Source organism: Pseudomonas sp. 3MA1 (assembly GCF_029237275.1).
In the GTDB taxonomy this organism is placed as follows: domain Bacteria; phylum Pseudomonadota; class Gammaproteobacteria; order Pseudomonadales; family Pseudomonadaceae; genus Aquipseudomonas; species Aquipseudomonas fluorescens_AP.
Genome location: NZ_JAACFX010000012.1, coordinates 74,434 through 100,167, shown reverse-complemented (window position 1 = coordinate 100,167; position 25,734 = coordinate 74,434). Strand labels below are relative to the sequence as shown.

At 60.8% G+C, this 25,734-nt stretch carries 24 protein-coding genes; 12 read left to right on the top strand and 12 right to left on the bottom strand.

Annotation, left to right across the window (positions count from 1 at the left end; all coding sequences use genetic code 11):
* Positions 1-122 precede the first annotated feature (122 nt).
* From GWQ44_RS26055 to GWQ44_RS26035, 5 genes are all read left to right on the top strand, one after another.
* The gene (locus GWQ44_RS26055; RefSeq protein ID WP_275928589.1) at positions 123-3,170 is read left to right on the top strand and encodes an aminotransferase class III-fold pyridoxal phosphate-dependent enzyme; all 3,048 of its coding nucleotides are present in this window, start codon (positions 123-125) and stop codon (positions 3,168-3,170) included.
* A 190-nt stretch (positions 3,171-3,360) separates the two neighbouring features.
* On the top strand, positions 3,361-4,149 hold the full coding sequence (locus tag GWQ44_RS26050; RefSeq protein ID WP_103740118.1) for an ABC transporter substrate-binding protein: 789 nt from the start codon (positions 3,361-3,363) through the stop codon (positions 4,147-4,149).
* A 63-nt stretch (positions 4,150-4,212) separates the two neighbouring features.
* Complete coding sequence (locus GWQ44_RS26045) at positions 4,213-4,860, top strand: amino acid ABC transporter permease (protein WP_047303593.1); 648 nt, start codon at positions 4,213-4,215, stop codon at positions 4,858-4,860.
* Between the two features lie 9 nt (positions 4,861-4,869).
* A complete protein-coding gene (locus tag GWQ44_RS26040) occupies positions 4,870-5,529 on the top strand; it encodes an amino acid ABC transporter permease (protein ID WP_275928588.1) in 660 nt (219 codons plus the stop codon).
* A complete protein-coding gene (locus GWQ44_RS26035; RefSeq protein ID WP_016964488.1) occupies positions 5,526-6,290 on the top strand; it encodes an amino acid ABC transporter ATP-binding protein in 765 nt (254 codons plus the stop codon). The genes GWQ44_RS26040 and GWQ44_RS26035 overlap by 4 nt, the downstream gene beginning before the upstream one ends.
* A 112-nt stretch (positions 6,291-6,402) precedes the next feature.
* On the opposite strand, the gene GWQ44_RS26030 is transcribed toward GWQ44_RS26035, so the two are convergent.
* Genes GWQ44_RS26030 through GWQ44_RS26015 form a run of 4 tightly spaced genes read right to left on the bottom strand, consistent with a single transcriptional unit; the run spans position 6,403 to position 10,773 of the window.
* The gene (locus GWQ44_RS26030; RefSeq protein WP_275928587.1) at positions 6,403-6,945 is read right to left on the bottom strand and encodes a fimbrial protein; all 543 of its coding nucleotides are present in this window, start codon (positions 6,943-6,945) and stop codon (positions 6,403-6,405) included.
* 8 nt (positions 6,946-6,953) lie between these two features.
* On the bottom strand, positions 6,954-7,604 hold the full coding sequence (locus GWQ44_RS26025) for a hypothetical protein (RefSeq protein ID WP_275928586.1): 651 nt from the start codon (positions 7,602-7,604) through the stop codon (positions 6,954-6,956).
* Complete coding sequence (locus tag GWQ44_RS26020; RefSeq protein ID WP_275928585.1) at positions 7,594-8,349, bottom strand: fimbria/pilus periplasmic chaperone; 756 nt, start codon at positions 8,347-8,349, stop codon at positions 7,594-7,596. The genes GWQ44_RS26025 and GWQ44_RS26020 overlap by 11 nt, the downstream gene beginning before the upstream one ends.
* A 15-nt stretch (positions 8,350-8,364) precedes the next feature.
* On the bottom strand, positions 8,365-10,773 hold the full coding sequence (locus tag GWQ44_RS26015) for an outer membrane usher protein (protein ID WP_260620689.1): 2,409 nt from the start codon (positions 10,771-10,773) through the stop codon (positions 8,365-8,367).
* Between GWQ44_RS26015 and GWQ44_RS26010 the strand changes: the two genes are divergently transcribed.
* A complete protein-coding gene (locus GWQ44_RS26010) occupies positions 10,681-11,001 on the top strand; it encodes a hypothetical protein (protein WP_235436977.1) in 321 nt (106 codons plus the stop codon). The two genes, GWQ44_RS26015 and GWQ44_RS26010, sit on opposite strands and share 93 nt — an antisense overlap.
* A 163-nt stretch (positions 11,002-11,164) precedes the next feature.
* On the opposite strand, the gene GWQ44_RS26005 is transcribed toward GWQ44_RS26010, so the two are convergent.
* The 5 genes from GWQ44_RS26005 to GWQ44_RS25985 all read right to left on the bottom strand — a co-directional run bounded on the left by GWQ44_RS26005 (position 11,165) and on the right by GWQ44_RS25985 (position 15,193).
* Positions 11,165-11,728 carry a fimbrial protein gene (locus tag GWQ44_RS26005; protein WP_042940615.1) on the bottom strand — a complete coding sequence of 188 codons (564 nt, stop codon included), beginning with the start codon at positions 11,726-11,728 and terminating at the stop codon, positions 11,165-11,167.
* 305 nt (positions 11,729-12,033) lie between these two features.
* Positions 12,034-13,116, bottom strand: coding sequence for a hypothetical protein (locus GWQ44_RS26000; RefSeq protein ID WP_275928584.1), 1,083 nt, complete (start codon positions 13,114-13,116; stop codon positions 12,034-12,036).
* 7 nt (positions 13,117-13,123) lie between these two features.
* Positions 13,124-13,621, bottom strand: coding sequence for a fimbrial protein (locus GWQ44_RS25995; RefSeq protein ID WP_275928583.1), 498 nt, complete (start codon positions 13,619-13,621; stop codon positions 13,124-13,126).
* Positions 13,618-14,370: a fimbria/pilus periplasmic chaperone gene (locus GWQ44_RS25990; RefSeq protein ID WP_275928582.1), complete on the bottom strand. Its 753-nt coding sequence runs from the start codon at positions 14,368-14,370 to the stop codon at positions 13,618-13,620. Before GWQ44_RS25990 ends, GWQ44_RS25995 begins: the two co-directional genes overlap by 4 nt.
* A 193-nt stretch (positions 14,371-14,563) precedes the next feature.
* On the bottom strand, positions 14,564-15,193 hold the full coding sequence (locus GWQ44_RS25985; protein WP_275928581.1) for a response regulator transcription factor: 630 nt from the start codon (positions 15,191-15,193) through the stop codon (positions 14,564-14,566).
* A 221-nt stretch (positions 15,194-15,414) separates the two neighbouring features.
* Between GWQ44_RS25985 and GWQ44_RS25980 the strand changes: the two genes are divergently transcribed.
* On the top strand, positions 15,415-16,614 hold the full coding sequence (locus tag GWQ44_RS25980) for an EAL domain-containing response regulator (RefSeq protein ID WP_047303581.1): 1,200 nt from the start codon (positions 15,415-15,417) through the stop codon (positions 16,612-16,614).
* Positions 16,615-16,712: 98 nt separating this feature from the next.
* Positions 16,713-20,363 (top strand): transporter substrate-binding domain-containing protein, encoded by a 3,651-nt coding sequence (locus tag GWQ44_RS25975; RefSeq protein WP_345894554.1) that lies wholly within the window; start codon positions 16,713-16,715, stop codon positions 20,361-20,363.
* A 37-nt stretch (positions 20,364-20,400) separates the two neighbouring features.
* Here GWQ44_RS25975 and GWQ44_RS25970 read toward each other — a convergent pair whose 3' ends face one another.
* Positions 20,401-20,784, bottom strand: coding sequence for a MerR family transcriptional regulator (locus GWQ44_RS25970; protein WP_016963274.1), 384 nt, complete (start codon positions 20,782-20,784; stop codon positions 20,401-20,403).
* 74 nt (positions 20,785-20,858) lie between these two features.
* On the opposite strand from GWQ44_RS25970, the gene GWQ44_RS25965 reads away from it, so the two are divergent.
* The 3 genes from GWQ44_RS25965 to GWQ44_RS25955 all read left to right on the top strand — a co-directional run bounded on the left by GWQ44_RS25965 (position 20,859) and on the right by GWQ44_RS25955 (position 23,538).
* Positions 20,859-21,929 (top strand): SDR family oxidoreductase, encoded by a 1,071-nt coding sequence (locus tag GWQ44_RS25965; RefSeq protein ID WP_275928579.1) that lies wholly within the window; start codon positions 20,859-20,861, stop codon positions 21,927-21,929.
* Between the two features lie 406 nt (positions 21,930-22,335).
* Positions 22,336-22,995: a hypothetical protein gene (locus tag GWQ44_RS25960; protein WP_275928578.1), complete on the top strand. Its 660-nt coding sequence runs from the start codon at positions 22,336-22,338 to the stop codon at positions 22,993-22,995.
* Positions 22,996-23,109: 114 nt separating this feature from the next.
* A complete protein-coding gene (locus GWQ44_RS25955; RefSeq protein ID WP_275928577.1) occupies positions 23,110-23,538 on the top strand; it encodes a hypothetical protein in 429 nt (142 codons plus the stop codon).
* A gap of 154 nt (positions 23,539-23,692) precedes the next feature.
* Here GWQ44_RS25955 and GWQ44_RS25950 read toward each other — a convergent pair whose 3' ends face one another.
* Together GWQ44_RS25950 and GWQ44_RS25945 are read right to left on the bottom strand one after the other, a co-directional pair.
* Complete coding sequence (locus tag GWQ44_RS25950; RefSeq protein ID WP_275928576.1) at positions 23,693-24,379, bottom strand: hypothetical protein; 687 nt, start codon at positions 24,377-24,379, stop codon at positions 23,693-23,695.
* Positions 24,376-24,984 carry a TetR family transcriptional regulator gene (locus GWQ44_RS25945; protein WP_275928575.1) on the bottom strand — a complete coding sequence of 203 codons (609 nt, stop codon included), beginning with the start codon at positions 24,982-24,984 and terminating at the stop codon, positions 24,376-24,378. The genes GWQ44_RS25950 and GWQ44_RS25945 overlap by 4 nt, the downstream gene beginning before the upstream one ends.
* A 105-nt stretch (positions 24,985-25,089) precedes the next feature.
* Here GWQ44_RS25945 and GWQ44_RS25940 point away from each other — a divergent pair, with 105 nt between their 5' ends.
* Positions 25,090-25,734: a 2OG-Fe(II) oxygenase gene (locus tag GWQ44_RS25940; RefSeq protein WP_275928574.1), complete on the top strand. Its 645-nt coding sequence runs from the start codon at positions 25,090-25,092 to the stop codon at positions 25,732-25,734.

Here is a 25,734-nt window from a genome sequence, read left to right as displayed (position 1 = left end):
ACTGCCGATTTTGTGCCGGTCGATTCCGACAATATGCAGGCCAAAGCCGACCGCATACCTACTGCCCACGAAGATTCCGCATGCCAAGCTAACTGAAAAAAATAACCAGGAAAACCACCACCATGACTGATCTTTGCCACCCCGCCCCGCAGTTCTCGCCCCGCGATGCCGAACACCTGGCCAAGCACCTTTTCAATGTCAGCGCGAGCGCCTCGCCCCTGGACGGCGAGCGAGACTGCAACTACCGGTTGCAGACCGCCAGCGATGCGGGATGGATTCTGAAAGTCGTCAACGCCAGCGAGCCGCGCATTGAAAGCGAACTGCAGGCCGCCCTGCTCAGCCATCTGGCCAGTACCTGCCCCGAGCTGGCCGTGCCGCAGCTGAAAAAGAGCCTGGCCGGTGATGGCCTCGCCTCGGCCGTGGGGCCTTGCGGCGCAACCCACGCGGTGCGCCTGGTGAGCTGGTTGCCGGGCACGCCGCTGGCCGAGGTCCCGCGCACCTTCGAACTGATGCGCCACCTGGGCCAAGCGTTCGCCGACATGGACCGTGCGCTGCAGGGCTTCATGCATCCCGGCGCGGTGCGCGATCTGGACTGGGACCTGCGCCACGCCGCCCGTTCCCGAACCCGCCTGCACTTCATCAAGGACCCGGCCAGACGCGCCATTGTGCAGCGCTTCATCAATGATTTCGAAACCAGGGTCGAACCCAAGCTGGCACGCTTGCGCACCCAGGTCATTCACAACGACGGCAATGACTGGAACGTCCTCGTCAACCCGCAAAACCAGCAGCAGATCTCGGGCATCATCGATTTCGGCGATGCCGTGCACACGGTGTTGATTGCCGAAGTCGCCATCACCTGCGCCTACGCCATTCTCGACACGCCAGACCCGATCGGCGCGGCCGCCGCCCTCACCGGCGGCTTCCACGAGCGCTACCCGTTGCAGGCGCAAGAGCTGGACGTGCTGTTCAATCTGATCGCCATGCGCCTGGTGATCAGCGTCACCTTGTCCGCCTCGCGCCACCAGCAGACCCAGGACAACCCCTACCTGGCCATCAGCGAAGCGCCGGCCTGGCGCCTGCTGGAAAAGATGGATCGCATGAACCCGCGCCTGGCCACGGCGATCCTGCGCAAGGCCTGTGGTTACGACGCGATAGAAGGCGCCGGGGCGATTCGCCGCTGGGTGGACGAACACCGCCAGTCCTTCGCCGACATCGTGCATCCCTCGGCGGCGACCCTGAACAAGGCGATTGTGCCGTTCGCCGATGCCAGCCATGAGATGACCATCGCTTCAGCCGAGCAGCGCCCGGCGGAGGCGACCCGGTGGTGGAATGATTTCTCAGCTGAACATCAAGTGCCGCTGGGCATCGGGCCCTGGGGCGAAGCCAGGACCATCTACACCGACCGCGCCTTTGAATCGCGCTTCATTGCAGGAGAGCGTCGGATCATGCACCTGGGCGTCGACTTGATCATGCCCGCCGGAACGCCGCTGTACGCCCCCCTTGCCGGGGTGGTGCAGAGCGTCGAGGTCGAGGGTGAACCGCTGGGTTATGGCGGCTTGATCATGCTCAAGCACTCGCCTGAAGGCTGCCCGCCCTTCCTCACCCTGTGGGGTCACATGGCCCACGAAGCGCTGACCCGCCTCAAGCCCGGCGACCACCTTGAAGCAGGTGCGCTGGTGGGCTACATGGGCGCGGACACGGAAAACGGCGGCTGGCTGCCCCATGTGCATTTCCAGATGTCCACCGATACCCAGTTGAAGGCGAGCGAGTTTATCGGCGTCGGTGAGCGCGCCTATCTTGAGGTCTGGGCCGACCTGTTCCCGGATGCCTCGACCCTGGCCGGGATCCCCCCGGAAACCTACCACCAGGAAGGACGAACCAAAGCGCAGATCGTGGCCAGGCGTAAGCAAGTGCTGCTGCCCAACTTGTCGATTTCCTACTCGGATCCGATCAAGTTCGTGCGCGGTGATGGGGTCTGGTTGATCGACAACGTTGGCCGGGCCTATCTGGACTGCTTCAACAACGTCTGCCACCTCGGCCACTGCCATCCCGATGTGGTGCAAGCCCTTGCGCGCCAGGCGTCACGGCTGAACACCAACACCCGTTACCTGCACGACAACATCGTCGAGTACGCCGAGCGCCTCACCGCGACCCTGCCCAAGGGCCTGGCGGTGGCCTCCTTCGGCTGTTCCGGCAGCGAAGCCAACAGCCTGATGCTGCGCATGGCGCGCAATCACACCGGGCGCAACGACGCCATCGTGCTGGACTGGGCCTACCACGGCACCACCCAGGAGCTGATTGACCTGAGCCCCTACAAGTACAAGCGCAAGGCCGGCAAGGGGCGCGCCGAGCATGTGTTCGAGGCGGCCGTGCCGGACGTTTACCGCGCGGCCGATCACTGGCCATTCGCAGAGCTGGGCAAGCGTTTCGCGCAAAGTGTCGCCGAGCAGATCGACAGCATGCGCAAGCAGGGCCGGGCCCCGGCGTTCTTCTTGGCGGAGTCGATTCCCAGTGTCGCCGGGCAGCTGTTCTTTCCGGAAAACTACCTGCAAGAGGTCTATGCCATGGTGCGGGCCGAGGGCGGGCTGTGCCTGGCCGATGAAGTCCAGGTCGGCTTTGGCCGGGTGGGCAGCCACTGGTGGGCCTTTGAAACCCAGGGCGTGGTGCCCGACGCGGTGTCCATGGGCAAACCCATTGGCAACGGCCATCCGATGTCGGCGGTGGTGACCACCCGCGAGATCGCCGACAGCTTCAACAACGGCATGGAGTACTTCAACACCTTCGCCGGCAGCCCGGTTTCATGTGCCGTAGGGCTCAGCGTTCTCGATGTGATCGAGCGCGACAACCTGAAACTCAACGCACTGACGGTGGGCAGTTACCTGCTTGATGGCTTTCGCACGCTGCAGCAGCGCTACGACGCCATTGGCGATGTACGCGGGCTGGGGCTGTTTCTCGGGATCGAGCTGGTCACCGACCGCCAGAGCAAGGCTCCGGCCACCCAACTGGCGAAAAAGGTCGCCGATGGCGCCCGGGAGCGCGGCGTTCTGATCGGCACCGAAGGCCCCCATGACAACGTGCTGAAAATGCGCCCGTCGATGATCTTCAGCCACAAGCACGCCGACTTCCTGCTGGAGGTGCTGGACGACAGCTTCAAGGCGGCCCTGCAGTAGAGCGCCAGGATCGGCGCGCGAGTGACCGCCAGCGTGCATGGCCGACAGAGTGTCGGCCAACTCCGGCAATGTGCCCGGCTGGCGGACACCTTGCCGGGTGCTTTCCAGAACGGCCTATGCAAAGCTTTTCCCGAGGCCTGGGTGAAGAGCCCAACAACAATAATTAATGATTCTTCAAAGGTGCCATCCAATGCTAACCAGAACGCTCAAGGGTCTGTTTGCTGCATCCACCGTCGCGGCCGCGGCGCTCCTCTGTCCGGCAGCCGCTCAGGCGGATGACTTGCAATCGATCCAGGCCTCCAAAGAGATTCGCATCGCCATGAGCGGGCAGTACTCGCCCTTCAGCTTTGCCAACGAGCAGAACCAGATCGTCGGCTTCGACGCCTCCATCAGCGAAGCCCTGGCCCAGCGGCTCGGGGTGAAGGTCAGCATTGTCACCACGCCCTTCGACGGGATCATCGCCGGGCTCCTGGCGAAAAAATACGACGCCATCATCGCCTCCATGACCATTACCCCGGAGCGCCAGAAGGCCGTGGATTTCGTCGGCCCCTACTACCACGCCGGCCGCACCATCGTGGTGAAGGAAGACTCGCCGATCCACAGCCTGGATGACCTGAAGGAGGTGAAGGTCGGCGTCACCCTGGGCGATGCCCACGACAAATGGGCCAGGGCGCGCGGCAACCTGGAGGTCAAGACCTACAAAGGCCTTCCCGAGATGCTGGTCGACCTGGATGCCGGGCGCCTCGATGCGCTGGTGATGGACAGCGTTCCGGTGCTGGTGGCCGTCAAGGAAACCGGGCAGAAAGTGCGCATCATCACCCCGCCCGACCGTGACGGCGGGGTTGAAGGCATGGGCATTGCGCTGCGCAAGAACAACCCCGAGCTCAAGGCCGCGATGCAGCAGGCGCTGAACGACATGCTCGCCGATGGCAGCTACGAAAAGATCTCGATGCAGTGGATCGGCAAGGACATTCGCTGACTCATCCGCAGCCTGGCTCGACCTGGGGTCGGGCCAGTCAATCCGACCTTTTCGAGCTTGCCCATGGATCTGACACTCATACAGCGCACCCTGCCGTTTTTTCTGGAGGCGGCCTGGGTCACGGTGCACGTTTCGCTGCTGGCACTGCTGCTGGGCCTGCTGGTTGCCGTCGTGCTGGTGGCAGCGCGGCTGTCCGGCTTCTTTCTGCTTCGCTGCCTGGCCAGGGTCTACGTCAGCGTTTTTCGCGGCACGCCGTGCCTGGTCCAGCTGTTCCTCATCTACTTTGGCGGCCCGCAGATCGGCCTTGAGCTGGAACCGTTTTCCGCCGGCGTCATCGGCCTGGGCCTGAACATTGCGGCCTACATGGCCGAATCCATTCGCGGCGCGATCAGCAACATCGATCCCGGCCAGGTCGAAGCCGCCCGCTCAATCGGTTTCGGCAAGGGCCAGACCCTGTGGCTGATCACCCTCCCGCAAACCGCCAAGCTGATGATCAGGCCACTGGGGGTCAATGCGGTGGCGCTGATCAAGGGCTCGGCCCTGGTGTCGACCATTTCCGTGGTGGAACTCTCCTACACGGCGCAGCGCTTTATCAGCTCCACCTACAAGCCGTTCGAGATCTTCATGGTGTCGGCCATTTTGTACATCGCCATGGTCTACACGGTCAGGCTGATGGTTGATCTTCTCGATAAACGCTTCGCGGCCAAGTGAGACGCCTCCATGCCAAGCCTTGACCTGAGTATCGTGCCCCCCTATTCCGAGCTGCTGGCCACCGGACTCTGGTGGACCCTCGTGTTGTTTCTCTGCTCCAGTGTGCTGAGCCTGATCGCTGGAATAGCCTTTGCCCTGATCGTGCTCTACACCCCGAAACTGGTGTCCCTGCCCATACGTTTCCTAACCTGGCTGCTGATGGGCACGCCCCTGCTGCTGCAGCTGTACCTGATCTATTACGGCCTGGTGCAAGTGGGGATCGATATCCCGGCGCTGATTGCCGGCATCATCGGCCTGAGCCTGCATTTTGCGGTCTACAACGCCGACGTGATTCGGGCCGGGGTCCTGTCGGTCGACCCCGGGCAGCTTGAAGGCGCGCGCTCCATTGGCCTGAGCCGCAGCCAGGCCCAGCGCTACGTGATTGTGCCGCAGGCACTGCGCAACACCCTGGCGCCGCTGGGCAACAACCTGATCGTGCTGCTCAAGGACACCTCCCTGGTGTCGATCATCGGCATTGCCGAGCTGGTCTACAGCGCCCAGCGCGCCGTGAGCGAAACCTACAGCCCGTTCGAATTCTATCTGGCCGTCGCGGTGATTTATTACGCGGTCAATTTTGTTCTGGAAGCCGGCCTGCACCTGCTTGAAACCAAGGTAGAGATGTCACGATGACCACAGAAAAGTTCATGGTTGAAGTCAAGGGCGCGCGCAAGGCGTATGGCGCCCTGGAAGTGCTCAAAGGCATCGATCTGTCTGTCTCGCGCGGACAGATCATCGCCATCATCGGCCCCAGCGGTTCGGGTAAAAGCACCCTGCTGCGGGCCATCAACCACCTGGAAGTGCTGAACGAGGGAGAGGTCTGGCTGGAAGGCGAACACGTCAACCGGCCCTTGAAAGGTCGCGCATTCGAACAGCACATCAATAGCGTGCGCCAGCAGATGGGCATGGTGTTCCAGCACTTCAACCTGTTCCCGCACCTGACCGTGCATGAAAACATCGCCCTCGGGCCGATCAAGCTCAAAGGGCTGAATAAAGCCGCCGCTGGCGAACTGGCCATGGAGTACCTGTCGAAAGTCGGCCTGGCCAGCAAGTTCAATGAGTACCCTTCTCGCCTGTCCGGCGGACAGAAGCAGCGCGTGGCCATTGCCCGGGCCCTGGCGATGCGCCCCAAGGTCATGCTGTTCGATGAGGCCACCTCGGCCCTGGACCCCGAGCTGGTGGAAGAGGTCAACCAGGTGATGAAGCAACTGGCCGCCGAGCACATGACCATGCTGATCGTCACCCATGAAATGCGCTTTGCCGGTGAAGTGGCGGACCGGATCGTCTTCATGGACGGTGGCGTGGTGGTCGAGGAAGGCGCGCCGCAGGAGATCCTGCAAAACCCGACTCACGAACGCACCCGGTCGTTCCTGAAAAAGCACCTGCACGCCTAGAACAGTGGCGCCCGCGCTTGCCGAAGGTGCTGTTGCGCCAGGGGCAACGGCGCCGATTTAGACGCGGTGCTGTCTTGGACCCGGTGCTGCCTGGACGCGACCCCGCCCACCCTCACTCATAGCTCAAGGTGAAAGTCAGTGAAGCAGCCAGCTGCCCCTTGCCAATGCTGTGCTCGCTCAGGGCCTTGGGAAGCGCCTTGAGGTAGGCCAGAAAGGTGACCGACTGCTTGCCGTCCTGGCTGATGCGGCCAATGGAATGCGCGCGTCCCAGGGGCAAGGGCTGCGCCGCGGCATCCTCCAGGCCAATCACCAGTCCTTGCGGACTGCCGCTGTCGAGCGCCAGAAAGCCCGGTATCTGCTGACTTTCATGGCCGCTCAAGGTCGCCTTGACCTCGGTCCTGCTGGCGCTGGCATCACAGTCAATCAGGTTCAGGACAACCGCCTTGCTCGCGGTCCTGCCGTCGCGATAGAGCTCCTGCTGACTCACATCCTCGAAGTCCAGGGTCCGGGTTTCGGAGCCGGGCTCCAGGGTACAGGTCTGATCCATCAGCTGGCCGCTGAAAAAGACGTTGTCTGGCGCAGCCGCCACCGTGCCAAAGCCCCCCACGAGCCAGGCACAACACAGGCACAGACAACCGTTGAGCAATCGCTTCATGACTTCCCCTAATACAGCTCGACCAGCAACAGCCCGGAAGCATTGAACTGGCTCAACGCAAGCTGTGCTCCGACCTTCTTCACCGGCACCGCCTCGAATGCCGGTGGTTTTTGCAGACTGTCCAGACTGATCTGCCGAGGCTGGTTGAGCTCCAGCTCCCGCGCCCCCAGAAACAGCTTGATGGCCAAGCCACTGACGGAGGTACGTAGCAACGCCGGGTTGAAATCCGCCGCTGAGCCCTTGAAGGTCAGGCGCATCTTCCAGATCGAGTTTTGCGCCACCAGCCCCGGACACTTGATCTGATAGGGGATCGGCTGACGATAGTGCTCGCCGTCGATCTTGCGCAGCAGCACGTTGCCGAATGACACCCTGATCGGCGCGTCCTTGTCGCTGACCGTGCATTGCGGAGGGGCGATCAAGACGCCGGCGAAATCCATGTTCCCCGCCGCCCGCCCCACACTCGGCAGCCCCAGCCAAAAGAGGCCGCAGAGCAGCACCAGGCACCCGGTTCTGCTGCGCCACAACCGGCTCGTGAAAACGCCGGCCGCCAGCTCCCGGCCCATCCGGGGCGGCGCCGCAAGCCTTGCGCCCAGCCACTGCGCCTGCGCAGCGACCACCCCGAACGCGCCCTGTGGCGTCACGCCCGCCTCAGCTCGCATCGGCCACCGGCCTGGCCAGGCACTGCCCCGCCGTGCAGCGAAACTCCAGTTGCGGCCGCCCGCCGAAATCGTTGACATACGTCAGCACCGGCGCGTTGCCCAGGGTCCGGGCACTGACGCTCAACTCCTGGCGTCCCCAGGGCGCCAGCATCACCGGCTGAAAGTCTGCAACGGATGCCCCGCCCACGCGGACCTGGGCATCCACCAGGGTCACGTAATAGGCCGTCGGGTTATGCACCACGTAGCGCTCGCCCTCCCGGGACAGCGTCAGTTGCTCCTGCCAAGGCACATGATTCTGTCCGCCGCCCCTGACGAGGGCCTCGGGACGGTAGAACAGCTTGATCCGTGTCTGCAGGGCAATCTGCAAGGCATTGGGCTTGTCGGTGCGCGGTGGAATCTCACGCAAGTTGAAGTAGAACAGCGACTCCCGGTCCTGGGGCAACTGCCCCACCTGCGCCAGCCTCTGGATCTTCACCTGACTGCGGGCGCCGGCTTCGAGCCGCTGCACCGGTGGCAGCACGGTCAAGGGGCCGCTGATCTTCTCCTCCTTGTCGTTTTCCAGCCAGGCCTGGGCCAGATACGGCAGCTGGGGATTCTGGTTGCTGATGCCCACGCTCACCGATTTCTCGCTGCCATTGAAGATGATTCGGGTACGGTCCAGGGCGATGGCGGCGTGCACCGACTCCAGAGCCAAGAGGCTCAGGCCGATGACAAGCAGGCTTTTTTTCAGGTCGAACCACGGCATGGAGGCCACTCCTTATTACTGATTGCTGGGGGGTTGGATTTCGCGGGCCGCAAGGGGCCGGCAGACAAATTGCGCTTGCGGGTCATCCGCGTTGACCTGCTCCGTCAGGGCGAAGTCGCATTGGGCCTTGCCGTCCCAATGCACCGACATCAGGTCACCCGCCCGCATGCCACTGAGGTAAACCAGGCCCTCTTCGCCAATGATTCCGGTTTCCTGGCCCTGTGCGTTGAACACGCCGCTGCCGAAAGGCGGCGGGCTCGCGTCGGGCAGGAGGATGCGGACCATGCCCTTGCTCCCGGAAACGATGCCGAAACGCCGGTAGCCAATCGCGCCCTCGGTCAGGGTGGCCTGGGTCACCGAGCGCCCGGCTTCCACATCATCGGCCAGTTGATCCAGGTTGATGCTCGCCTGATTGCGGTAGTAGCTGTTCATATCCGCCACCACCGCCTTGCCGAAGCGGTTGGAATAGGTGCTGGCGCCGTTGCCCTGCACCGGCACCCCGGCCACGCCATTGGTATCGAGCAGCAGGCGGGTGCCGCCCAGGGTGGTGATCCGGTGCAGCGCCGCCCCTTCGGCGGTCAGGGTCGCCCCGCCCTGCACTGCAAGACCGGCGGAACGATAGCGTCCGGCCTGATAGCTGGCGCTGGCGGTGACATCGGCCAGGCTGCCCTCGTGGTTCAGGTAGCCACTGGCCGTGTTGCCCTCGCTGGCGGTGCCGGCGCTGAGCATGTAGCTGTTGCGCTCATCCGGACGGTCGTAATAGCTCAAGTTGTGACCGCTGCTGCCACGGTTGAGCGTGGCGTTGTAACTGAGCGAGCCGCTGTCGCCCCAGGGAAGGCTCAGGGAGACATAGGCCCCCTCATCGACCGCGCCATGGCTCTGGCTGCGATAGGCGGTCAGCGACAGGCCCAGGTTCTTCAGCCCGCCCAGGTTGAAATAACGGGACAGCGACAGGCTGTACCGGTCGCTCGGCGCGTTGTTCCAATAGGTCTGGTGGTTGTAGTTGAAGTACAGGCTCAGGTTCTGATCACGAAAATTCTTGCTCAGTGTCGCGGTGTACATTTCCTTGCTCTGATTGTTCAACCGGCCACTGCGACGGGCCTCGATAAAGTCGTTCATGGTCATGAAGTCCTCTTCGGAGAAGCGATAACCGGCGAACGTCACCTGGCTGTCGTAATCCTCGAAGCGCTTCGAATAGCTGGCGCGATAGGATTTGCCCTGGCGCTGGCCGATTTGCGCCAGGCGGGCATTGGACTGAGTCACGTCAACCGCCAGGGCGCCGAAGGCCATCAGGTCACGGCCCACGCCCACGGCCAGCGAGCGATAGTCCCGCGCGCCCAGCGCTCCGCCATACAGCGACCAGCCATTGCTCACGCCCCAGGAGAATTCGCCGCTGGCGAACTCCGGGCCATCGGGCTCGTGCTCCCAGTCCGAAGGCCGGCCGGCGGACACCTTGTAGCGCACCGTGCCCGGGCGGCTGAGATAGGGAATGCTGGCCGTGTCCAGCTGGAATTCCTGAACGCTGCCGTCCTGCTCTTCGACGCGCACATCCAGCTTGCCGCTCACCGCATCGCTCAGGTCCTGGATGCGAAAGGGCCCCGCCGGCACTTGGGTGTCGTACAGAATGCGTCCCTGCTGGGTGACCAGCACCCGCGCGTTGGTCCGCGCGACGCCACTGACTTCAGGCGCATAGCCGCGCAGGTTGGGCGGCAGCATGTTGTCGCTGGTGGCCAGACTGGCACCGGTGTAGCGCACGCTGCCGAACAGGTTGGAGTCCAGATAGTTTTCTCCCAGGCTGAGGTGGGCGCGCAACGCCGGAATCGCCCGCGATGCGTAGTAGCGGCTCCAGGCGAATTGCCGCTGGCTAGGCTTGCCGGAGGTCTTGTGCACCTGCCCTTGCCAATCGGCCCGCAGGCGCCAGGCGCCGAGGTTGAAACCGGCGGTGCCGTTACCCGTCAACTGCTGGTCACTGGCCTGGGGGCCGGCGTAATCCGTGGTCTGGGCATTGAGGTTGTAGTCAAATAAAAATCCGCCAATGCCCTCGTCCCAGCGTGAAGGCGGGTCCCAGTTGCTTGCGGTGTATTCAAGGGCATCCTGGGGAATGTTCAGGTACAAGGCCGAGGCGCCCAGGTCGCCACGCACCGTCATGCCCGGAATGCTGCTGATATCCAGGCAATTGCCCTGGTGCCACCAGGCAAGTTGATTGATCCGCTGTTTTTTCAGCCCCAACTCGGCCACCAGTGCCGGGGAGATGCAGGCCACACTGCCCTTGGGGTCATCCTCCGGGGCGATGTAGTCCACGGAAGTTTCCGGCAACGAGTCGCGGTTCACATGAACGACCAGGTTGTATTGCCCCGGCAAAATGAAGTTAGCCTTGGAAAACAAGCCGAGATCGAGATTTTGTTGATCCTTGAGATCAAGGATGTCCGTATTGAACTGAAACTCTTCGGCTGCACTAGCCAAGCTGGCCATAGACCACAACGTAGTGAAGAGCCATACCCGGTGTTGAACCACGTAATTAACTTCCCTTTACAACGACAACCACTTCTTTCGCCCGCTTCCCCTGGCCATAAAACAGCATCGATCGACCACTGTGCCCAACACTGTCAGGAACGCCATTGGATATGCCTGAAGGCAACATGCAAGTGTTGAGTACTGATTAACGAGAGTCATGTTCGAGCGCCATGGCAGTGCATGGTCTATAACGTCGAAACAATGAATATCCGAGAAGTCTGGCGGCGATCCCATTAAGACAAGATCGGCAGTGCGCCTGGAATACGCGAACTTGCGTATCCAGGCCGCACCTCATGCAAAGTTACTGATACGCCAGGGTAAAGTTGGCCACAGTATCAAAAGTACCCGCGACCACAGTGGCCGGCTTGGCCTCACCGCCTTCGGTTTCGGGAGCCAGCATGTCGCCTTGCAGATAGGCCGTGAAGTTCAGCGCACTTTCACCGTCGGAAAGATTCTGCGGATCGGAGGACGAGCCGAGCTTGATCAGGGTGCCATTGCGATCGGCGATCGCCAGGCTCGCGCCCTTGGCAGTACCGCCCTGGAAGCCCAGCAGATCGGGGTTGGCCGCCGAAGGCGCGCCGGTGAAGGTCACGGTAGCACTTTTCAGCGAGCCCAGGTCGCAGCCATTGAGCTTGATGGAGAACGGCTTCAGAGCGGACTTTCCACCATTTTTCAGCGCGCTGTTGGAGATCGAGTCGAACTCCACCACCTGCTCCAGGGAGCCACTGGAAATCGAGCAAGGAGAGTCGTTGATGTTGCCCTTGAAGTTGACCTTGCCACCGCCCTGGCCCGCCGCCATGGCCAAAACCGAAGTGCCACTGAGTATCACTGCTGCTACAGCTGCAGCCATTTTGCTGAATTTCATTTTAGAATCCCTACAAGTACACATTTGATATGTTGGCACCATGCATCACATGGATAGACCACAAGGCAAAATCCATGACATGCCACTAGCCGAGCAAACCGCAGCCAACTAGCGAGTGTCGAGAGTTATTATATTTACCAACCAAGAGAATTAAGATAAGAAAGGTTCGATAAGCGCATAGGAAAATTCCGAGTCAACTTCTAGCTTGTCTTAATGCATCTACCTAGCGACTCAGGGCGCATAAAAAAGCGCCCAGGCTAGTGTCAACCTGGGCGCCGCTTGAAAAATACTGGTTCAACCAGAGATTAATATTCGGCAAGGGTCAGAACGCCAAATCCGGAATGAGAGCCGGTGGATATGGGTTTTGATGTTTTCTGCACTATCACCTCGACTTCGAGTTGCCCCTTAGTTGCCAGTCCATTGAGCGGAGTCTGCTCAAATGGCATCAGCTGGATATAACTGCCACTGCCCGAGCGAGCATAAAATGTCAGATCGATTCCCGGATTTGATGTGGCCAGTGCACCGCTCTTTTCCCCGGGACTGCCTATCAGGCCAATAGACAATTTGGCCGGATCAAGCTGACCGGAGTCACAGCGCAGGGTCAATTTGCTACCCACGCTATAACCGTAGATAAGATTATTCACCGCAACACTCTGGACCTTGCTGCTATCAACCCGCTCCCTCAACTTCAGCATCAGGAAGCTTTGCCCATCATTAAGATCACAGGTGGCGGGAACGGACAGAATGGTCGGTGATTTCAACGACAGCGTGTACAGCGGTTGAGGACTCCAGCGCCCCGGTTGCGAGTAGCGAAAGAACGAAAAAAGCTCGCTGGGCGGAAGGTACACCGCCCCGCTGAGCGCCTTGCGCCGAAGACGGAAGGTGACTTTGCCCTGGTTGCCCGCGTTTGCCCAGCGCAAGGGCGTGACACCATTATCGGAAGGCCCGGCGGTGGCGCCCGCATTGAATTTGTCCTTGAAGGGGACGAAGCTTTCCGGCGCACTATTGCCCGTTACGAAGATTTTCATGTCGATGTCTTCGGTCAATCTGAAGAACTCATTGTCGACACGGGACAAGGTCTGACTCAGCTCGGCCTTGAAATAGCTGGCCTTCTGCTCGCCACTGTTGGAGTAGCACCAACCGTTGTAGTCACTGGGAATGGTCTGATAGGTCGTTTCATACAGCGCGCCCTTTTCATTGGAGGTAAAAGTGCCGTTCTTTATTTCAATACTCAGCTGATTGTTGCCCCAGCAGGCACCGTCCGGTGTTCCAGGGGGAACAGGCTCTGCCCGGGCCTCGGCCGAGAAAAATGTCGCCGCAAGAGCCAGCCACGAGATTGGCAGGCACAGGCTTATCTTGCTTGTTGTATCCAGAGTGGAAATAGCCACGGGGAGCTTACTCCTGAGTGATAACGAGCACCGCGTTGGCAGTGAAGGCACCCGTTCGCAAAGCGCTGCCGGGCTTGGCATCCAGCACAGCCTCCAGCGTGGGTACAGAGGCGTAGTTCACCGAGAACTCGCTGTTGAGGGGCTGTTGCTTGCCATTCACCAGAAAGCGCACGCCGAGGTTGCTGGTACTGGTCCACAACACTTCAGGATTGAAGCCGAGGGAGCCGACAAACTTCAATTTGAGTGCGGGTGACTGGGAGGGATTCTTGCAACTGATCTGATAAGCAATCTTCCTGGCGCCCTCGCGCCCATTGATCTCATCAATCTTGACCTCGGCAAAATCTATCTTTGTTTGAAGCACATTCACGCTGCAGTTGGCAGGATCGAACACTTCAAAGCTCACGATCACATACAGCCCACCCGGCGTAGCAGCCTGTAGGTTTCCCGCCATCAGGACAGCGCACAGACCAGACAGCACACGCCCAATCAGGTTTATCCGTCTCATGAGCGGACACTGTTCTGTATGACGGTGCACACGCCATCCAGGCAGTCGAAGCTCAATTGCCCACGCCCGCCAAAATCATTGATATAGACCAAGGTCGGCCGCTGGACGCCCGGAGCGAACTGGCCCTCAAGGCGATGCTCACTGTAAGGCGGAATTTCCATGGGCTTGAAGTCCGTGACAGGCGCTACGCCGGACTCATCACCGAAGGCCTCGATGAGGGTCACATGGTAGGGAGTGGCATTGTTCAGCTGAAAGCGTCCGCTTTGTTCTTTGCACAAGGTCAAGGCCGACAGCCAGGGACTGGTGAGGCCGACCGTGAGCGGGCGTATTCTTTGTGGCCGGTAAATGACTTTTATCCGCCGTTGCAGCGCGATCTGGATGACCTCCTTGTCTTCGCCGCGCGGGGGAACCTCACGCACATTCAGATAGAACAGTGTTTCCCGATCCTGGGGCAGATCAGCCACCTGCGGCAGCACCTGGATGTTCAACTGGTTGTCCTGCCGGGCTTCCAGGCGCTGGATCGGCGGCAAGGCCACCACGGGCGCGCGTTCAGGCTTTTGCCCTTGAGCATCTTCGATCCAGGACTGGGCGAGATAAGCGCTATGGGGGGAACGGTTATGCACCATGACCACGGCACGGGTCTTGGGCGCCTGGATGATGATTCGCGAACTGCCAAGGGCCAGCGCCGCCATCGCTTGCGCGTTAAAGAAAGCCAACAGCAAAGCAACGAGAGTGGTGGGTTTAATCATGATCAAAGTTGCGGTCCAGACATTTAAATACCGGAAAAGTCTATTCAATAGACAAGACCTTTATCATTGCGAAACTTCCTACATAACGACGGAAAGTCTCTGCAATAACTTGGTAACTTGCCTGAGCAGGATGCACAGATACCCGCAGTTCAAACTGCACTGCCGAATATCAATATTTCCGCTTTGCCATCTTTCAGATAGTCAGCCCATGGCGCTTGGCGAACTCTGCCAGGCCAACTTGCGAGCCCAGCCCGAGTTTCTGTAACAAGCGGGCCTTGTAGGTGCTGACGGTCTTGTTGCTGAGAAACAGCTTCTCGCTGATGGCCTTGTTGGAATAACCCTGAGCCAGATACTGCAGCACGATCATTTCCCGATCGGTCAGCGAGCCAATCAGCTCGGTCTCGGACAACTGCTCGGCAGCCGGCCTGGACACATCGGTGACCTGGGAAGGATAAAAGGTGTAGCCGGCCAGCACCGCATTCAGCGCCACCACCAGATTGCTCAGGTCTTCTTCCTTGTTGACGAAGCCCCGGGCGCCGAGCTGGATGCAGCGCTTGCAAAAGCTCTCGACGGACTGTGATGTCAGCACCAGTACCTCGGTGGGCAAGCCCAGTGCCTTGATCCGGGACAGCACCTTGAGGCCATCGAGTTTGGGAATGCCGATATCGAGAATCACCACATTCGGAACATGCTCGCGTACCAGCTCTAGCGCATCCAGCCCGTTATCGGTTTCGCCCACCACCTGCATATCGTGCTTTTCCAGCAGAACCTTCACCGCCAGTCGGACGACGGGATGATCATCCACTATTAATACGCTGTGCATAATGTCATTTCACCTTGTAACTTGCCGCCGGATTGCAACTAACGGGCTGCAAACTCCCCGGAATTGCCCCTGGTTACAAGTGGTTATTGACGATCTTTGAAAAATTCAGATGCTCTTATTCTTAGGTAGGAAATTTCCTACAAGGCATGAAGATCACTCTAATAGACCCGCATCAAATGGCTTAAGCAAGATATCCGTCGGATAAACGAGACGAGCCTGCAATGCAACAGCTGAACGTTCTAGTTGTGGAAGATGAGCCCCTGCAACGCCTGGTCACCATCACTGCGTTAAGGAAGGTCATACCCGGCCAGGTTCATGAAGCCATCAGCGGCAGTCAGGCATTGGCGCTGTTGGAAAGTTGTGAAGCCATGGACATTGCCATCTGCGATCTGAAAATGCCCGGCATGGACGGCCTGGCCTTTCTGCGTCACGCCAGCCACAGCGGCAAACTGCGCGCGGTCATCCTCTGCAGCCAGATTGATCTGGCGCTGCGCAACACCACCGTGTCCATGATCAAGCGCCTGGGCCTACATTTTCTTGGAAGCCTGAGCAAACCCTTCAACCTGGAACGCCTGACCACCTTGCTGAACCGCTACCAGCCCTTGCGCCATGACCTGGGCAGCCCGCTCCCGCGCATTGCCCTGCCCACCCTGAGCGATGTGGTGCGCGGCCTGGACAACGGAGAGTTCGAGCCTTACTACCAACCCAAGGTGGCGCTCGATACCGCGGCACTGCAAGGCGCCGAAACCCTGGCGCGCTGGAACCACCCCCAACTGGGCGTGCTGCCGCCCTCGCATTTCCTGACCATCATGGAAGACCACAACCTGCTGGATCGACTGTTCTGGCAGTTGTTCGATCAAGGCCTGGCCCTACGGCGCAAACTGGCGAGAAAGGACCTTGCGCTGAACTTTTCCTTCAACCTGCACCCTGCGCAATTGGCCTCGCCGACGCTGACCGAGTCCGTCACCTCCTTGTTGACGCTGTTCCAGGTGCCTTCAAGTTGCATCACCTTTGAAATCACCGAAACCTGTGTGCTGGGCGCGTCTGCCTGCAACCTGGAAAACCTGGTGCGTCTGCGCCTGATGGGCTGCGGCCTGGCCATGGACGATTTCGGCGCCGGCTTCGCCTCCTTGCAACGCCTGTGCGAACTGCCGTTCAACCAGATCAAGCTGGACGGCAACTTCGTGCGCAAGATGAAACATCACCCCGCCAGCCGCGCCATCATCCGCTACACCTTGGCCCTGGGTGACGCCCTGGGAATGAAAGTGATCATCGAAGGCGTGGAAACCCATGAACAGCAGGAGCAACTCTTGCAGTTGGGTGGCGCGCTTGCCCAGGGTTTTCTATTTGCCCGCCCCATGCCGGAAAGTCACTTCATCGCCTATTGCAGCAAGCACTCAAGTTCCCCGTTGACGCCTTAAATTGATAGGCCAAGGCCAGCGGCTACAGCTACTATTTTCACCCTGTACTTGCGGGGCTTTCGACGCAACCAAGCCTCCCCCCATTGCCTGAAGAAACCATGCCCCTACGACTTATCTGGCTATTTATCTGCTCGCTGACCATCGCGGCTCAGACGGCTGCGGCCCAAGCGCCCCTAATGCCCAATACTCTGTACAGCCCGGTGCGCCTCGATCATCACGACCTGATACTTGAACAAGAGGACTGGCACTGGCTACGGCACACGTCGGAGTTGAAAATCGGCGTGGTCGCCGAGGAGTCGCCCCCCTTCAATGTCGATTACAACGACAGTCGCTACGAAGGCATTACCGCGGACGTCAGTTCATTGATCGGGCAGATGCTCGGAGTCGGCATGAAGGTGGTTCCCTTCGCCTCTCGAGAACAAGCCCTACAGGCGTTGCAGGACGCCTCGATCGACTTGATGGGCAGCTACGACAGCCCCGGGCCAGCCAGTGATGGCGTCAGGTTCACCCGCCCGTTCGCCGATGGGCGGCTGGCCTTGTTCAAGCGCAACGCCGAACAGCGCCAGTCCCCGGCAAACCTGGCCGGGCTGCGGGTTGCCGTGGCCAAGGAACACAGCAGCGAAGCCCAGTCGCGCTTTCCCCGGGCCCGCTTGATGATCTACCCCACCCACAACGAGGCCCTCGCCGCCGCGGCATTTGGTCATGCCGACATGTACCTGGACGATGTACTGAGCGCCTACTTCCAGATCAATCGCTCTTACTACGGCTTCCTCAAGTTCGAGCGCTTCGTTGACCTGACCACGGGTGGCTATGGCTATGCGATCAATAAGGACAACGACCGTCTTCAGCGCATCCTTGACCGAAGCATCGAGGCCATTGGCAAGGAAAAACTGAGCAATCTGAGCCAGCGCTGGGTCGGCAGCGGTTTCGTGCCCACCGGCGAAAAGGTTGTGTTGACGCCAGAAGAATCACGCTGGATCGATCGTCACCCGGTGATCCGCCTGATCATCAACGATGACCTGGCGCCCGTGGCGTTCTTCGACGCCAACGGGGTGTTCTCGGGGGTTGCCGCCGAACTGCTGGAGATCATCTCGCAGCGCACCGGCCTGCATTTCCAGGTGACCGTGCGTAACGGCGGCTATCCGCAGCAGATTGAAGCCATGAGCGACTTCGAGGCGGACATGGCCATCATGACCGCCAGTCCGCAGCGCGAGGACAAACTACGTTTCACCCGGCCCTTCTTGACCAGCCCTTTTGTCCTGGTCACACCCAACGGCAGCAAGGACAAGCGGCTGACCGCCGAAGACCTGGCAGGCAAGCGTCTTGCCATTCCGTCAGGTCACGTGACCTTGCAACACGTCCGCGAGCTTTATCCGAGCACGCAACTGATCGAGGCCGGCACCTCCCTGGATGCCATGAACAAGGTCTATGACGGCAGCGCCGGTGCCGCCCTGGTGTCGTTGCCGGCCGCTCGCTACTACATTGTCCGCCTGTTTCAAAATCGCCTGAACATCGCCGACCTGATCCACACCAGCCGGGCAACCGCCAGCTTTGCCCTGCGGCGCAGCGACTCGGAGCTGCAGTCGATTCTCGACAAGGCCCTGCTCAGCCTCCCGGCGGACGATCTGAACGCCATCGCCAACCACTGGCGCTCGCCACCGGGCATGAGTGGCGAAACCTGGCGCGACTATGCGCTGCTGATCGCCGAAATCATCGCCGCCGCGACGCTGCTGCTGGTGCTGACACTGGCCTGGGCCCTCTATCTGCGACGGCGGATCAAGGCCGAGAAAACCCTGAACGACCAATTGCGCTTCATCGAGGCCCTGGCCGAAAACATGCCTCCGGTTCTCTACATTCGGGACATGGACGGCAACATGCTCTCGTGCAACCGCAGCTACCTGCAGAGTGTCGGCCTGAGCGCCGACCAGGTCCTGCACAAATCCGTGCAACAGCTGCCCGAGGAACATTTCTCGGCCCAACCCGACCTGCATCACAGCTACCTGCAAGCCATGCGCGAGGGGCAGACCATCAGTTCGGTGTACCAGGTCAGGTTGCAGGGCAAGGAGGTCTGGATCGATCACTGGATCCAGCCCTTCCAGGACGACAATGGCGTCACCAAAGGCGTGATCTGCGGCTGGCTGGACATCACCAAGCACCGCCATCTGGTCCAGGAGTTGAAAGAGGCGAAGAACCTGGCCGACCAGGCCAGCCGCACCAAGACCACGTTCCTGGCCACCATGAGTCATGAAATCCGCACGCCGATGAACGCGATCATCGGCATTCTGGAACTGGCGCTCAAACGCGCCGACAGCGACCGGATCGAGCGTTCCAGCATCGAGATTGCCTACAGCTCGGCCAAGAGCCTGCTGGACCTGATCGGCGACATACTCGACATCGCCCGCATCGAGTCGGGACGCCTGAGCCTCTCGCCCAAGCGCGCCAACCTGCGCGAACTGGTGGAATCCATCGCCCGTGTGTTCGAAGGCCTGGCACGCCAGAAATGCCTGAGCTTCATCCTCGATATCGACTCGCGCATCAATTGCGATGTGCTGGTAGACGGCATGCGCTTCAAGCAGATTCTGTCCAACCTGATAAGCAACGCCATCAAGTTCACCGAAGCCGGCTTCATCAAAGTGAGCATCACTGGCGATCTGCTGGAGAACTCGCTGCTGCACGTCAAACTGCGCGTCGAAGACTCAGGAATAGGCATATCGCCCAGCAACCAGCAGCGCCTGTTCCAACCTTTTGCCCAGGTCGAACGCAATGTGCTCAATACCGAAGGCACCGGTCTGGGGCTGGTGATCTGTCGCTCCCTGTGCGAAATGATGGGCGGCACTGTGTCGATGAGCAGCACCCTGGGCCAGGGCACCCTGGTGGAGGTGGACCTGCGCCTTCAAGTGCTGGAGCGCCTGGCCGCCGCAGAACCGCCACCCAGCATCAAGCAGCGGCAGATGTACCGCTTGCAGATTCTGGTGGTGGACGATCATCCGGTGAACCGTCAGGTCCTGGGACAGCAACTGGCGTTTCTCGGGCACGACGTAGTCGAAGCGCAACATGGCCAAGAGGCGCTGAAGATCTGGCGCGAGCATGCCCTGGACCTGATCATCACCGACTGCCACATGCCGGTCATGAACGGTGCCGAACTGGCGCGCTCAATTCGCCAGGAAGAACGCGACAGCCACGACGAGCCGATCGTGATCATCGGCCTGACCGCCGACGCCCAGCCAGAGGAAGTGGAGCGTTGCATCCAGGCCGGAATGAATGACTGCCTGATCAAGCCCATCAGCCTGGATGAACTGGAAGCGCGCCTGTTGGCCCTGGGTCAGGTCGAGGAAGAAGAACGCCCGCCCCTGCCGCCCGAAGAACGCGTCAGCAGCCAATCCCCACAGGTATTCGACCTGGAGTCCCTGCATACCCTGGTGGGCAGCGAGCCGACCATGCTGCAGCACATTCTCAGTGAACTGCTCAGCAACAATCGCACCGACCTGCAGACCCTGGAGACACTGCTCCGGGAGCAAGCGACAGCGGAACTTGCCGAGTTGGCGCATCGCATCAAGGGGGCTGCGCGAGTCGTCAAGGGCGAGCAACTGGTGGAGAGCTGCCGGCAATTGGAAGACGCCTGCCTGGGCCCGGAGCTGAACATGCTCCTGGTGAGCGAATGTGTCGAACAGGTTAAGCAGGCCATCCTGAGCCTTGAACAGCACCTGCTTGAGCAGTACGAAGGGCCAGCACCCCTTGCCGGGGGATAGCGTGGCGCAGGCCCAGGGTGCGGGCTAGGGATGCGGGCTAGGGGTTGTTCCGCCGCTGCAGCTCAAGTTGCTCGGCGGCGCTGGCTTCGAGCTTTGCACGCTCTTGGTCCAGGTAGCGATAAATGCCCTGGAAGTTGGCGATCTTCTGCTTGATCTGGGCCATCTTCTTTTCAATGAGCTTGGCGCCCTCGGCACAGTCGATCTGCTGGTTGCGCTGCGCCTCCAGAATCTCGCCTATTTCCCCCAGGGAAAACCCCATGCTTTGCGCGCGCTGGATAAAGTCCAGATCCTGCAGGGTTTGCGCGGTGTAAACGCGATAGTTGTTGGTTCGCCGCTGCGGAGAGATCAGGCCGATTTGCTCGTAGTAACGCAGCGTATGACGGCTGGCGCCACTGCGGGCCTCGATTTCACCGATTTTCATGAAAACACCGCTTGACTGTAGAGTTGGGTCGACAGTTTACGCTTGATTTCTCACCGTCAACAAGGAACAGGGAAATGAGCGTGGAGTGTTTTGTCACCGGGGGTACCGGCTTCATCGGTCAACATTTGCTGGCGCACCTGAGTGCGAAAGGCCACACCGTCCGGGTATTGATGCGTCGTCCCGAGCGACTCGCGGCACTGCGCGAGCAAGTCGAGCATTTGGGCGGCTGTGGCACCCGGGTATTGGCCGTGGCCGGCGATCTGGAACGGGACAACCTCGGGCTGAGTCCTGACGACCGAGCAGCGCTGAGGCACGCCGGCGTCGTCTTCCACCTGGGCGCCCACTTCGCTTGGGGGCTTTCCCTGGCGCAGTCGCGCGCGGTGAACGTTGCAGGAGCCCAGCGCGTGGCGCTGCTGGCGGCTGAGCAGAACAGCCGGTTAGTGATGATCGGCGGCTACATGCTGAAAAACCATAAGCACCTGCAACGCATCGGCATCGATCCTCGTCATCCGCAGCGGACCGATTGGCCTGCGGTCTACCGGCAGGTCGGTGGTTACGAGGCGAGCAAGCTGGAAGCACATTTTGCGACCCTGGAGACCATGTCCGCCAAGGGTGGCGAGCTGACCGTTGTCCACCCGGCGACGGTGTGTGGCCACAGCCGCACCGGGCATATCCTCGACGGCCAGCCCCTGGTGGCGCTGATACGCAACCTGGTGCAGGGAAAGCTGACGGCCGTGCCCGGCACCGCCCAGCACTGGCTGCCACTGGTCACCGTGGATTACCTAGTTGAGCTGATGGCGGCCTGTGCCTTTGACCCGGCCATGGCCGGCCAGGAACTGCTGGCGCTGGATGCGCAAACGCCCAACTTGCGAGAACTGTTGGCACAGGTGGCCCAACCCTTGGGCTTGAAGTCGCCCAGGCATCACGTTTCGCTTCGCCTGCTGAAGTGGCTGCTGAGCATTCCACCCGTCGCGCGATTGATGAATACCCAACCCGAAGCCCTGGACTTTATCCAGACCACGCGTTTTGATACCGCGGCCGTCGAGCAATTTGCCAACAGGCACGCAATCGCCAAACCGGATATACGCCAGTCTCTGCGGCACACTGCAACCTTCGTCAACGCTCATTGCATGGCCAAGCGCTAGCCGCCGACGGCTCCCCTCGGGGCGGCACAACGCTTAGCCCCGATGGCAGGAACTGTGCGCAGGCAAGTGATGTAGAGCGGTATCCTAACGAACAACAATTCAGCGACAGGGATCGTCATCCATGCCATCCACGTTCAGCAAATGAGCTATTCTCGGCCCCTGATTGCTTTGGTGATCGGTGTTTTATGTCGTGTTTTAAGCAACTGAGCGCGCCACGCTGTCCTCAGCCGTTCTTAAGTGAACACTTGCGGCCTGAAGCAACTTTCCGCGGATAGGCATCAACACCCAGAGCAATCAGCAAGCCCCCAAAAAATGCAGCAGCGACGCCTGCTAGACTCCGCCCCCCCCCCCGAACCCGCCTGAAGATGACCACAGGCACTGACCGCCCCATTGAAAGGACTCTGCCATGAACAAGCTGACCTACGGCCTTTTTGCCTCGACACTGGCCCTGTCTATCGACGTTGCCCACGCCACTTCCGTGGCCCAAGTCTTCACCGGCGAGATGCTGGGCACCAATCAGCGTTACTTTGAATCCGTCGCCGGAATCCCTCGGGAATCCTTCGGCGATGAGCACAAGTTCAAAGTCCAGGGCTGCGATATCACCGCCACCATAGAGGGCGGCACAGTCAGCAAACTGCGCATGGAGCTGACGCCCAAATGCCAGGCCGACCTGACCCAGTTCGTCGGCAGCTTCGCCCCCGCCCCAGGCAAACCCCTCACCGTCGGCGCCTTCAACGCATCGTCCGGTGGCGGCCTGAGCTACAGCGCCAGTTGCCTGAGCATGTGCGGCAACGCCGCCGACCCTTCCGTCTATGCCCACTGGGAAGGCCCTCGCGCCATAGGTTTCAGAGAGGTGCTGCTGGAGGTGGTGCTGGCCTCGGATCCCGCGCTCAACGCCGCCAACCAGTGGGAAGCGCAGATGCGCAAAGCCGAGGGCGAAGACTACGTGATGGAGACACGCTTCAACTGCGACCAGAAATACGACGCCGCCGCGCAGAAGGCCTTTGAGAAAGTGCAGGTCAACGCGGTGACCATCGGCACGGAACTCAAGACTTCTGGCTGCTGACCGTCAGCACGAGAAGCCACACAGCAGCCGGACGTGGATAACGACCGGCTGCCACACTGCCGTCTCCACTAGCAACCCCACGCCCCCCCAAAAAAATACGCCCAAAGGATGGAGATGAAATTCTGGCCCCGCCACGCAGGCACGCGCCGGCCATGGTACCTAAAGCGGCTCTGGATACCGCTGCTGCTTGGGCTGGTCACCCATTGGGACTTCGCGTTGCCAAGGGTGACTGTTCACTACTCCCAAGCCGGCCGGGATGAGCTCAGGTACATCTGGAATGTCCAGGATCGGATTGATAAAGGAGGAATGCTTCCTGGAGGCGGCGCAACCGACCATGGCGTGCTCTTCCCGGACGACGAATTCTTTATGGAGTTTTCCTGGTGGAGCAAGAACACCGGACGCAATCATTGCATCAGCATCACCCCGCAATGGCCCAACACCCATATCTACCTTAACGCCGACGGCGACATCGACAGGCGAGAAAAGAGCGGAACCGATGAGCACCGATTGGCGGAGTGTCGATGGGATCGGGCCAAGCCTTAGGTCGAGATCAAGAGCGCAACGGCAGCCTGTGTGACCTGTAACCATGTTTTTTTGGCCGGCGATGCCCCGTCATCTGTTTGCGGTGGCGGGTTGATCTGCCAAGTGGCCAAGCACCTGAGAAGGCGAATGCCCTGCCTCCGCTGTTGGCTGTTTCTCAGTCGAGACGCTTGATGGCGCGGGCAAGATTGGCGCGGGCTTGCTGTTCGAATGCATCGAAGTACGGTTCGGTCGTATAGATGCGCCCGCGTGCCAGGAAGCCCTCCAGGACCTGGCGCCGCTTTCGGCGGTACACAAACAGCGGCACATATCGGTACTCGCGACGGACTTGGCGGTCGTACTCATCAAACCGTGCGGCCGATGTCCCAAGGATCGCCAGATCCGTGTCCACCAGCACGGCCTCGTCTGCCGACGCTGGAGCGCCGTCGTGTCGCGTCACCATGATCAGGCCGTAAAGCCTGCGTCGGATTTCATCGCCCAGGCCGCTATCGCGTGCCACCTCGTCCAGCCATTGCGCACTGCGCAGCTCGTTGTCGTTGCGAAGGGGGTCGTAGATGGCGTCATGAAACCAAAGTGCGAGGTCGACTTCGGCGGGGGCCTGGCAGGCAGCGTTGATCAGTCGGCGCACCTGGAGGCATTCCTGCAAATGCTGGCAGTTGTGATACGCACGATGGGGCTCGCGGTAGCGTCGCAGGAGCTCTTCGTAGGTTGCTCGCGGCGGGCAGCCGGCGCCAAGCTCCGCCCAGAGGCGAGCCCAGGCGGCGAAGTCCACACCATCAGGCACCTCGGCGGCGCCGTGCGCGCCGGCCGGGAATAGGCAGTTCCCTTCTGGCGTTCCCTTCATCGCTCCTCTTCCCCGTCAATGTAACGCTCGACCCAGGCGATCAACGTCGGTGCGGCGAAAGCCGTCGGCAGCAGCGGCCGCGCCGTGATGGACAGCGTGAACGCCCCCTGGATAAAGCAGGTAATGCCCGCCACCAGGGCGTCGAGCCCTCGGACGCGGCGTCCGCGTTCGGCGAATCGCTGCCGGAGCAGGCCCTTGAGGAGCTTCATTTGCGCCGCTAGCACGGCCTGATAGACCTCGCGCACCTCTGGGTCGTGGGCCGACTGCTCGCCGATCATCACCCACGCCGCCACCGCATCGGGCTGCGCGTCCGAACCGTAGGCCAGGTGTGCTGCAATATAGGCCTGAAGCCTTTGCTCGGCGGTCTGGGCCGCAGCGGCGCGGGACTCGTAACGCTGACGGGCGTAGTCGGCCAGTGAGTCGACCAGTGCCACCAAGATCTCGCGCTTGTCCTTGAAGTGGTAGTGCACAAGCCCAGGGGCCAGCTCCGCATGCCGGGCGATGGCCGCTACGGTTGCGCCAGCGTAGCCGGCCTTGGCCATGACGGCCTGGAGTGCCGCCACGATCTGGCCGCGTCTTTCATCAGTGTTCGAGCGCCGTGCCATGTCACCTTTCCAATGTTGGTTGCGCAACCAGCTTAGCATTGACATCGACCCTGCCACACCCTAGTTTTCCAAATATTGGTTATCAGACCAACTTTGGAGATTGCGATGAATTCCTTCGCTGAAAAACTGTTGGCGGGGGCCACTGCTCCGTCGGCCTCGGTCGAACTACCGCTGGGTGACCGGGTGCGCTGTGTACTGGTCCACGGGTTTCTTTCGGCCAGCGAGTGCGAAGCGTTGATAGAAGCCACGGAGCAGCGCGGGTTCGCCAGCGCAGGGTCTGACTACCCGTCTTCCTACCGCGATAATGACCGGATCGTGGCAGACGACCCAGCTCTGGCCGAGCGACTCTTCGAACGCTTGAAGCACTGCGCCTCGCGGATGCCGAGGCTCGGAACGGTGATCGATGAGGACGGCTGGCGTCCGGTCGGCATCAATGAGCGGCTGCGCTTCTGCCGCTACCGGCCCGGCACCCAGTTCCGTGCCCACCAGGATGGTGTACACCACCGCCAGCACCAACAGTCACGCCTGACCTTCATGATTTATCTTAACGACGATGCATTCAGCGGCGGAGAGACGCTGTTCTTCGAGGGACGGTCCGCCGCCATGTCGAACCGGAATGCGACGCTCAGGCTGCGCCCGCGTAAGGGCAGCCTGATCGTATTCGACCACACCCTCTGGCACGCCGGCGCCTTAGTGGACACTGGCCAAAAATACGTCATGCGCAGTGACCTGATGTACGAGCCACAGTAA

Coding starts and splice junctions, on each gene's coding strand:
- GWQ44_RS25965 (WP_275928579.1), top strand. CDS start 20,859: ATGAGCGTGGAGTGTTTTGTCACCGGGGGTACCGGCTTCATCGGTCAA.
- GWQ44_RS26045 (WP_047303593.1), top strand. CDS start 4,213: ATGGATCTGACACTCATACAGCGCACCCTGCCGTTTTTTCTGGAGGCG.
- GWQ44_RS26040 (WP_275928588.1), top strand. CDS start 4,870: ATGCCAAGCCTTGACCTGAGTATCGTGCCCCCCTATTCCGAGCTGCTG.
- GWQ44_RS26010 (WP_235436977.1), top strand. CDS start 10,681: ATGAACGACCAGGTTGTATTGCCCCGGCAAAATGAAGTTAGCCTTGGA.
- GWQ44_RS26025 (WP_275928586.1), bottom strand. CDS start 7,604: ATGCGAGCTGAGGCGGGCGTGACGCCACAGGGCGCGTTCGGGGTGGTC.
- GWQ44_RS25940 (WP_275928574.1), top strand. CDS start 25,090: ATGAATTCCTTCGCTGAAAAACTGTTGGCGGGGGCCACTGCTCCGTCG.
- GWQ44_RS25995 (WP_275928583.1), bottom strand. CDS start 13,621: ATGAGACGGATAAACCTGATTGGGCGTGTGCTGTCTGGTCTGTGCGCT.
- GWQ44_RS25990 (WP_275928582.1), bottom strand. CDS start 14,370: ATGATTAAACCCACCACTCTCGTTGCTTTGCTGTTGGCTTTCTTTAAC.
- GWQ44_RS26005 (WP_042940615.1), bottom strand. CDS start 11,728: ATGAAATTCAGCAAAATGGCTGCAGCTGTAGCAGCAGTGATACTCAGT.
- GWQ44_RS26030 (WP_275928587.1), bottom strand. CDS start 6,945: ATGAAGCGATTGCTCAACGGTTGTCTGTGCCTGTGTTGTGCCTGGCTC.
- GWQ44_RS25975 (WP_345894554.1), top strand. CDS start 16,713: ATGCCCCTACGACTTATCTGGCTATTTATCTGCTCGCTGACCATCGCG.
- GWQ44_RS26035 (WP_016964488.1), top strand. CDS start 5,526: ATGACCACAGAAAAGTTCATGGTTGAAGTCAAGGGCGCGCGCAAGGCG.
- GWQ44_RS26055 (WP_275928589.1), top strand. CDS start 123: ATGACTGATCTTTGCCACCCCGCCCCGCAGTTCTCGCCCCGCGATGCC.
- GWQ44_RS26020 (WP_275928585.1), bottom strand. CDS start 8,349: ATGCCGTGGTTCGACCTGAAAAAAAGCCTGCTTGTCATCGGCCTGAGC.
- GWQ44_RS25945 (WP_275928575.1), bottom strand. CDS start 24,984: ATGGCACGGCGCTCGAACACTGATGAAAGACGCGGCCAGATCGTGGCG.
- GWQ44_RS25970 (WP_016963274.1), bottom strand. CDS start 20,784: ATGAAAATCGGTGAAATCGAGGCCCGCAGTGGCGCCAGCCGTCATACG.
- GWQ44_RS25960 (WP_275928578.1), top strand. CDS start 22,336: ATGAACAAGCTGACCTACGGCCTTTTTGCCTCGACACTGGCCCTGTCT.
- GWQ44_RS25980 (WP_047303581.1), top strand. CDS start 15,415: ATGCAACAGCTGAACGTTCTAGTTGTGGAAGATGAGCCCCTGCAACGC.
- GWQ44_RS26050 (WP_103740118.1), top strand. CDS start 3,361: ATGCTAACCAGAACGCTCAAGGGTCTGTTTGCTGCATCCACCGTCGCG.
- GWQ44_RS25985 (WP_275928581.1), bottom strand. CDS start 15,193: ATGCACAGCGTATTAATAGTGGATGATCATCCCGTCGTCCGACTGGCG.
- GWQ44_RS25955 (WP_275928577.1), top strand. CDS start 23,110: ATGAAATTCTGGCCCCGCCACGCAGGCACGCGCCGGCCATGGTACCTA.
- GWQ44_RS25950 (WP_275928576.1), bottom strand. CDS start 24,379: ATGAAGGGAACGCCAGAAGGGAACTGCCTATTCCCGGCCGGCGCGCAC.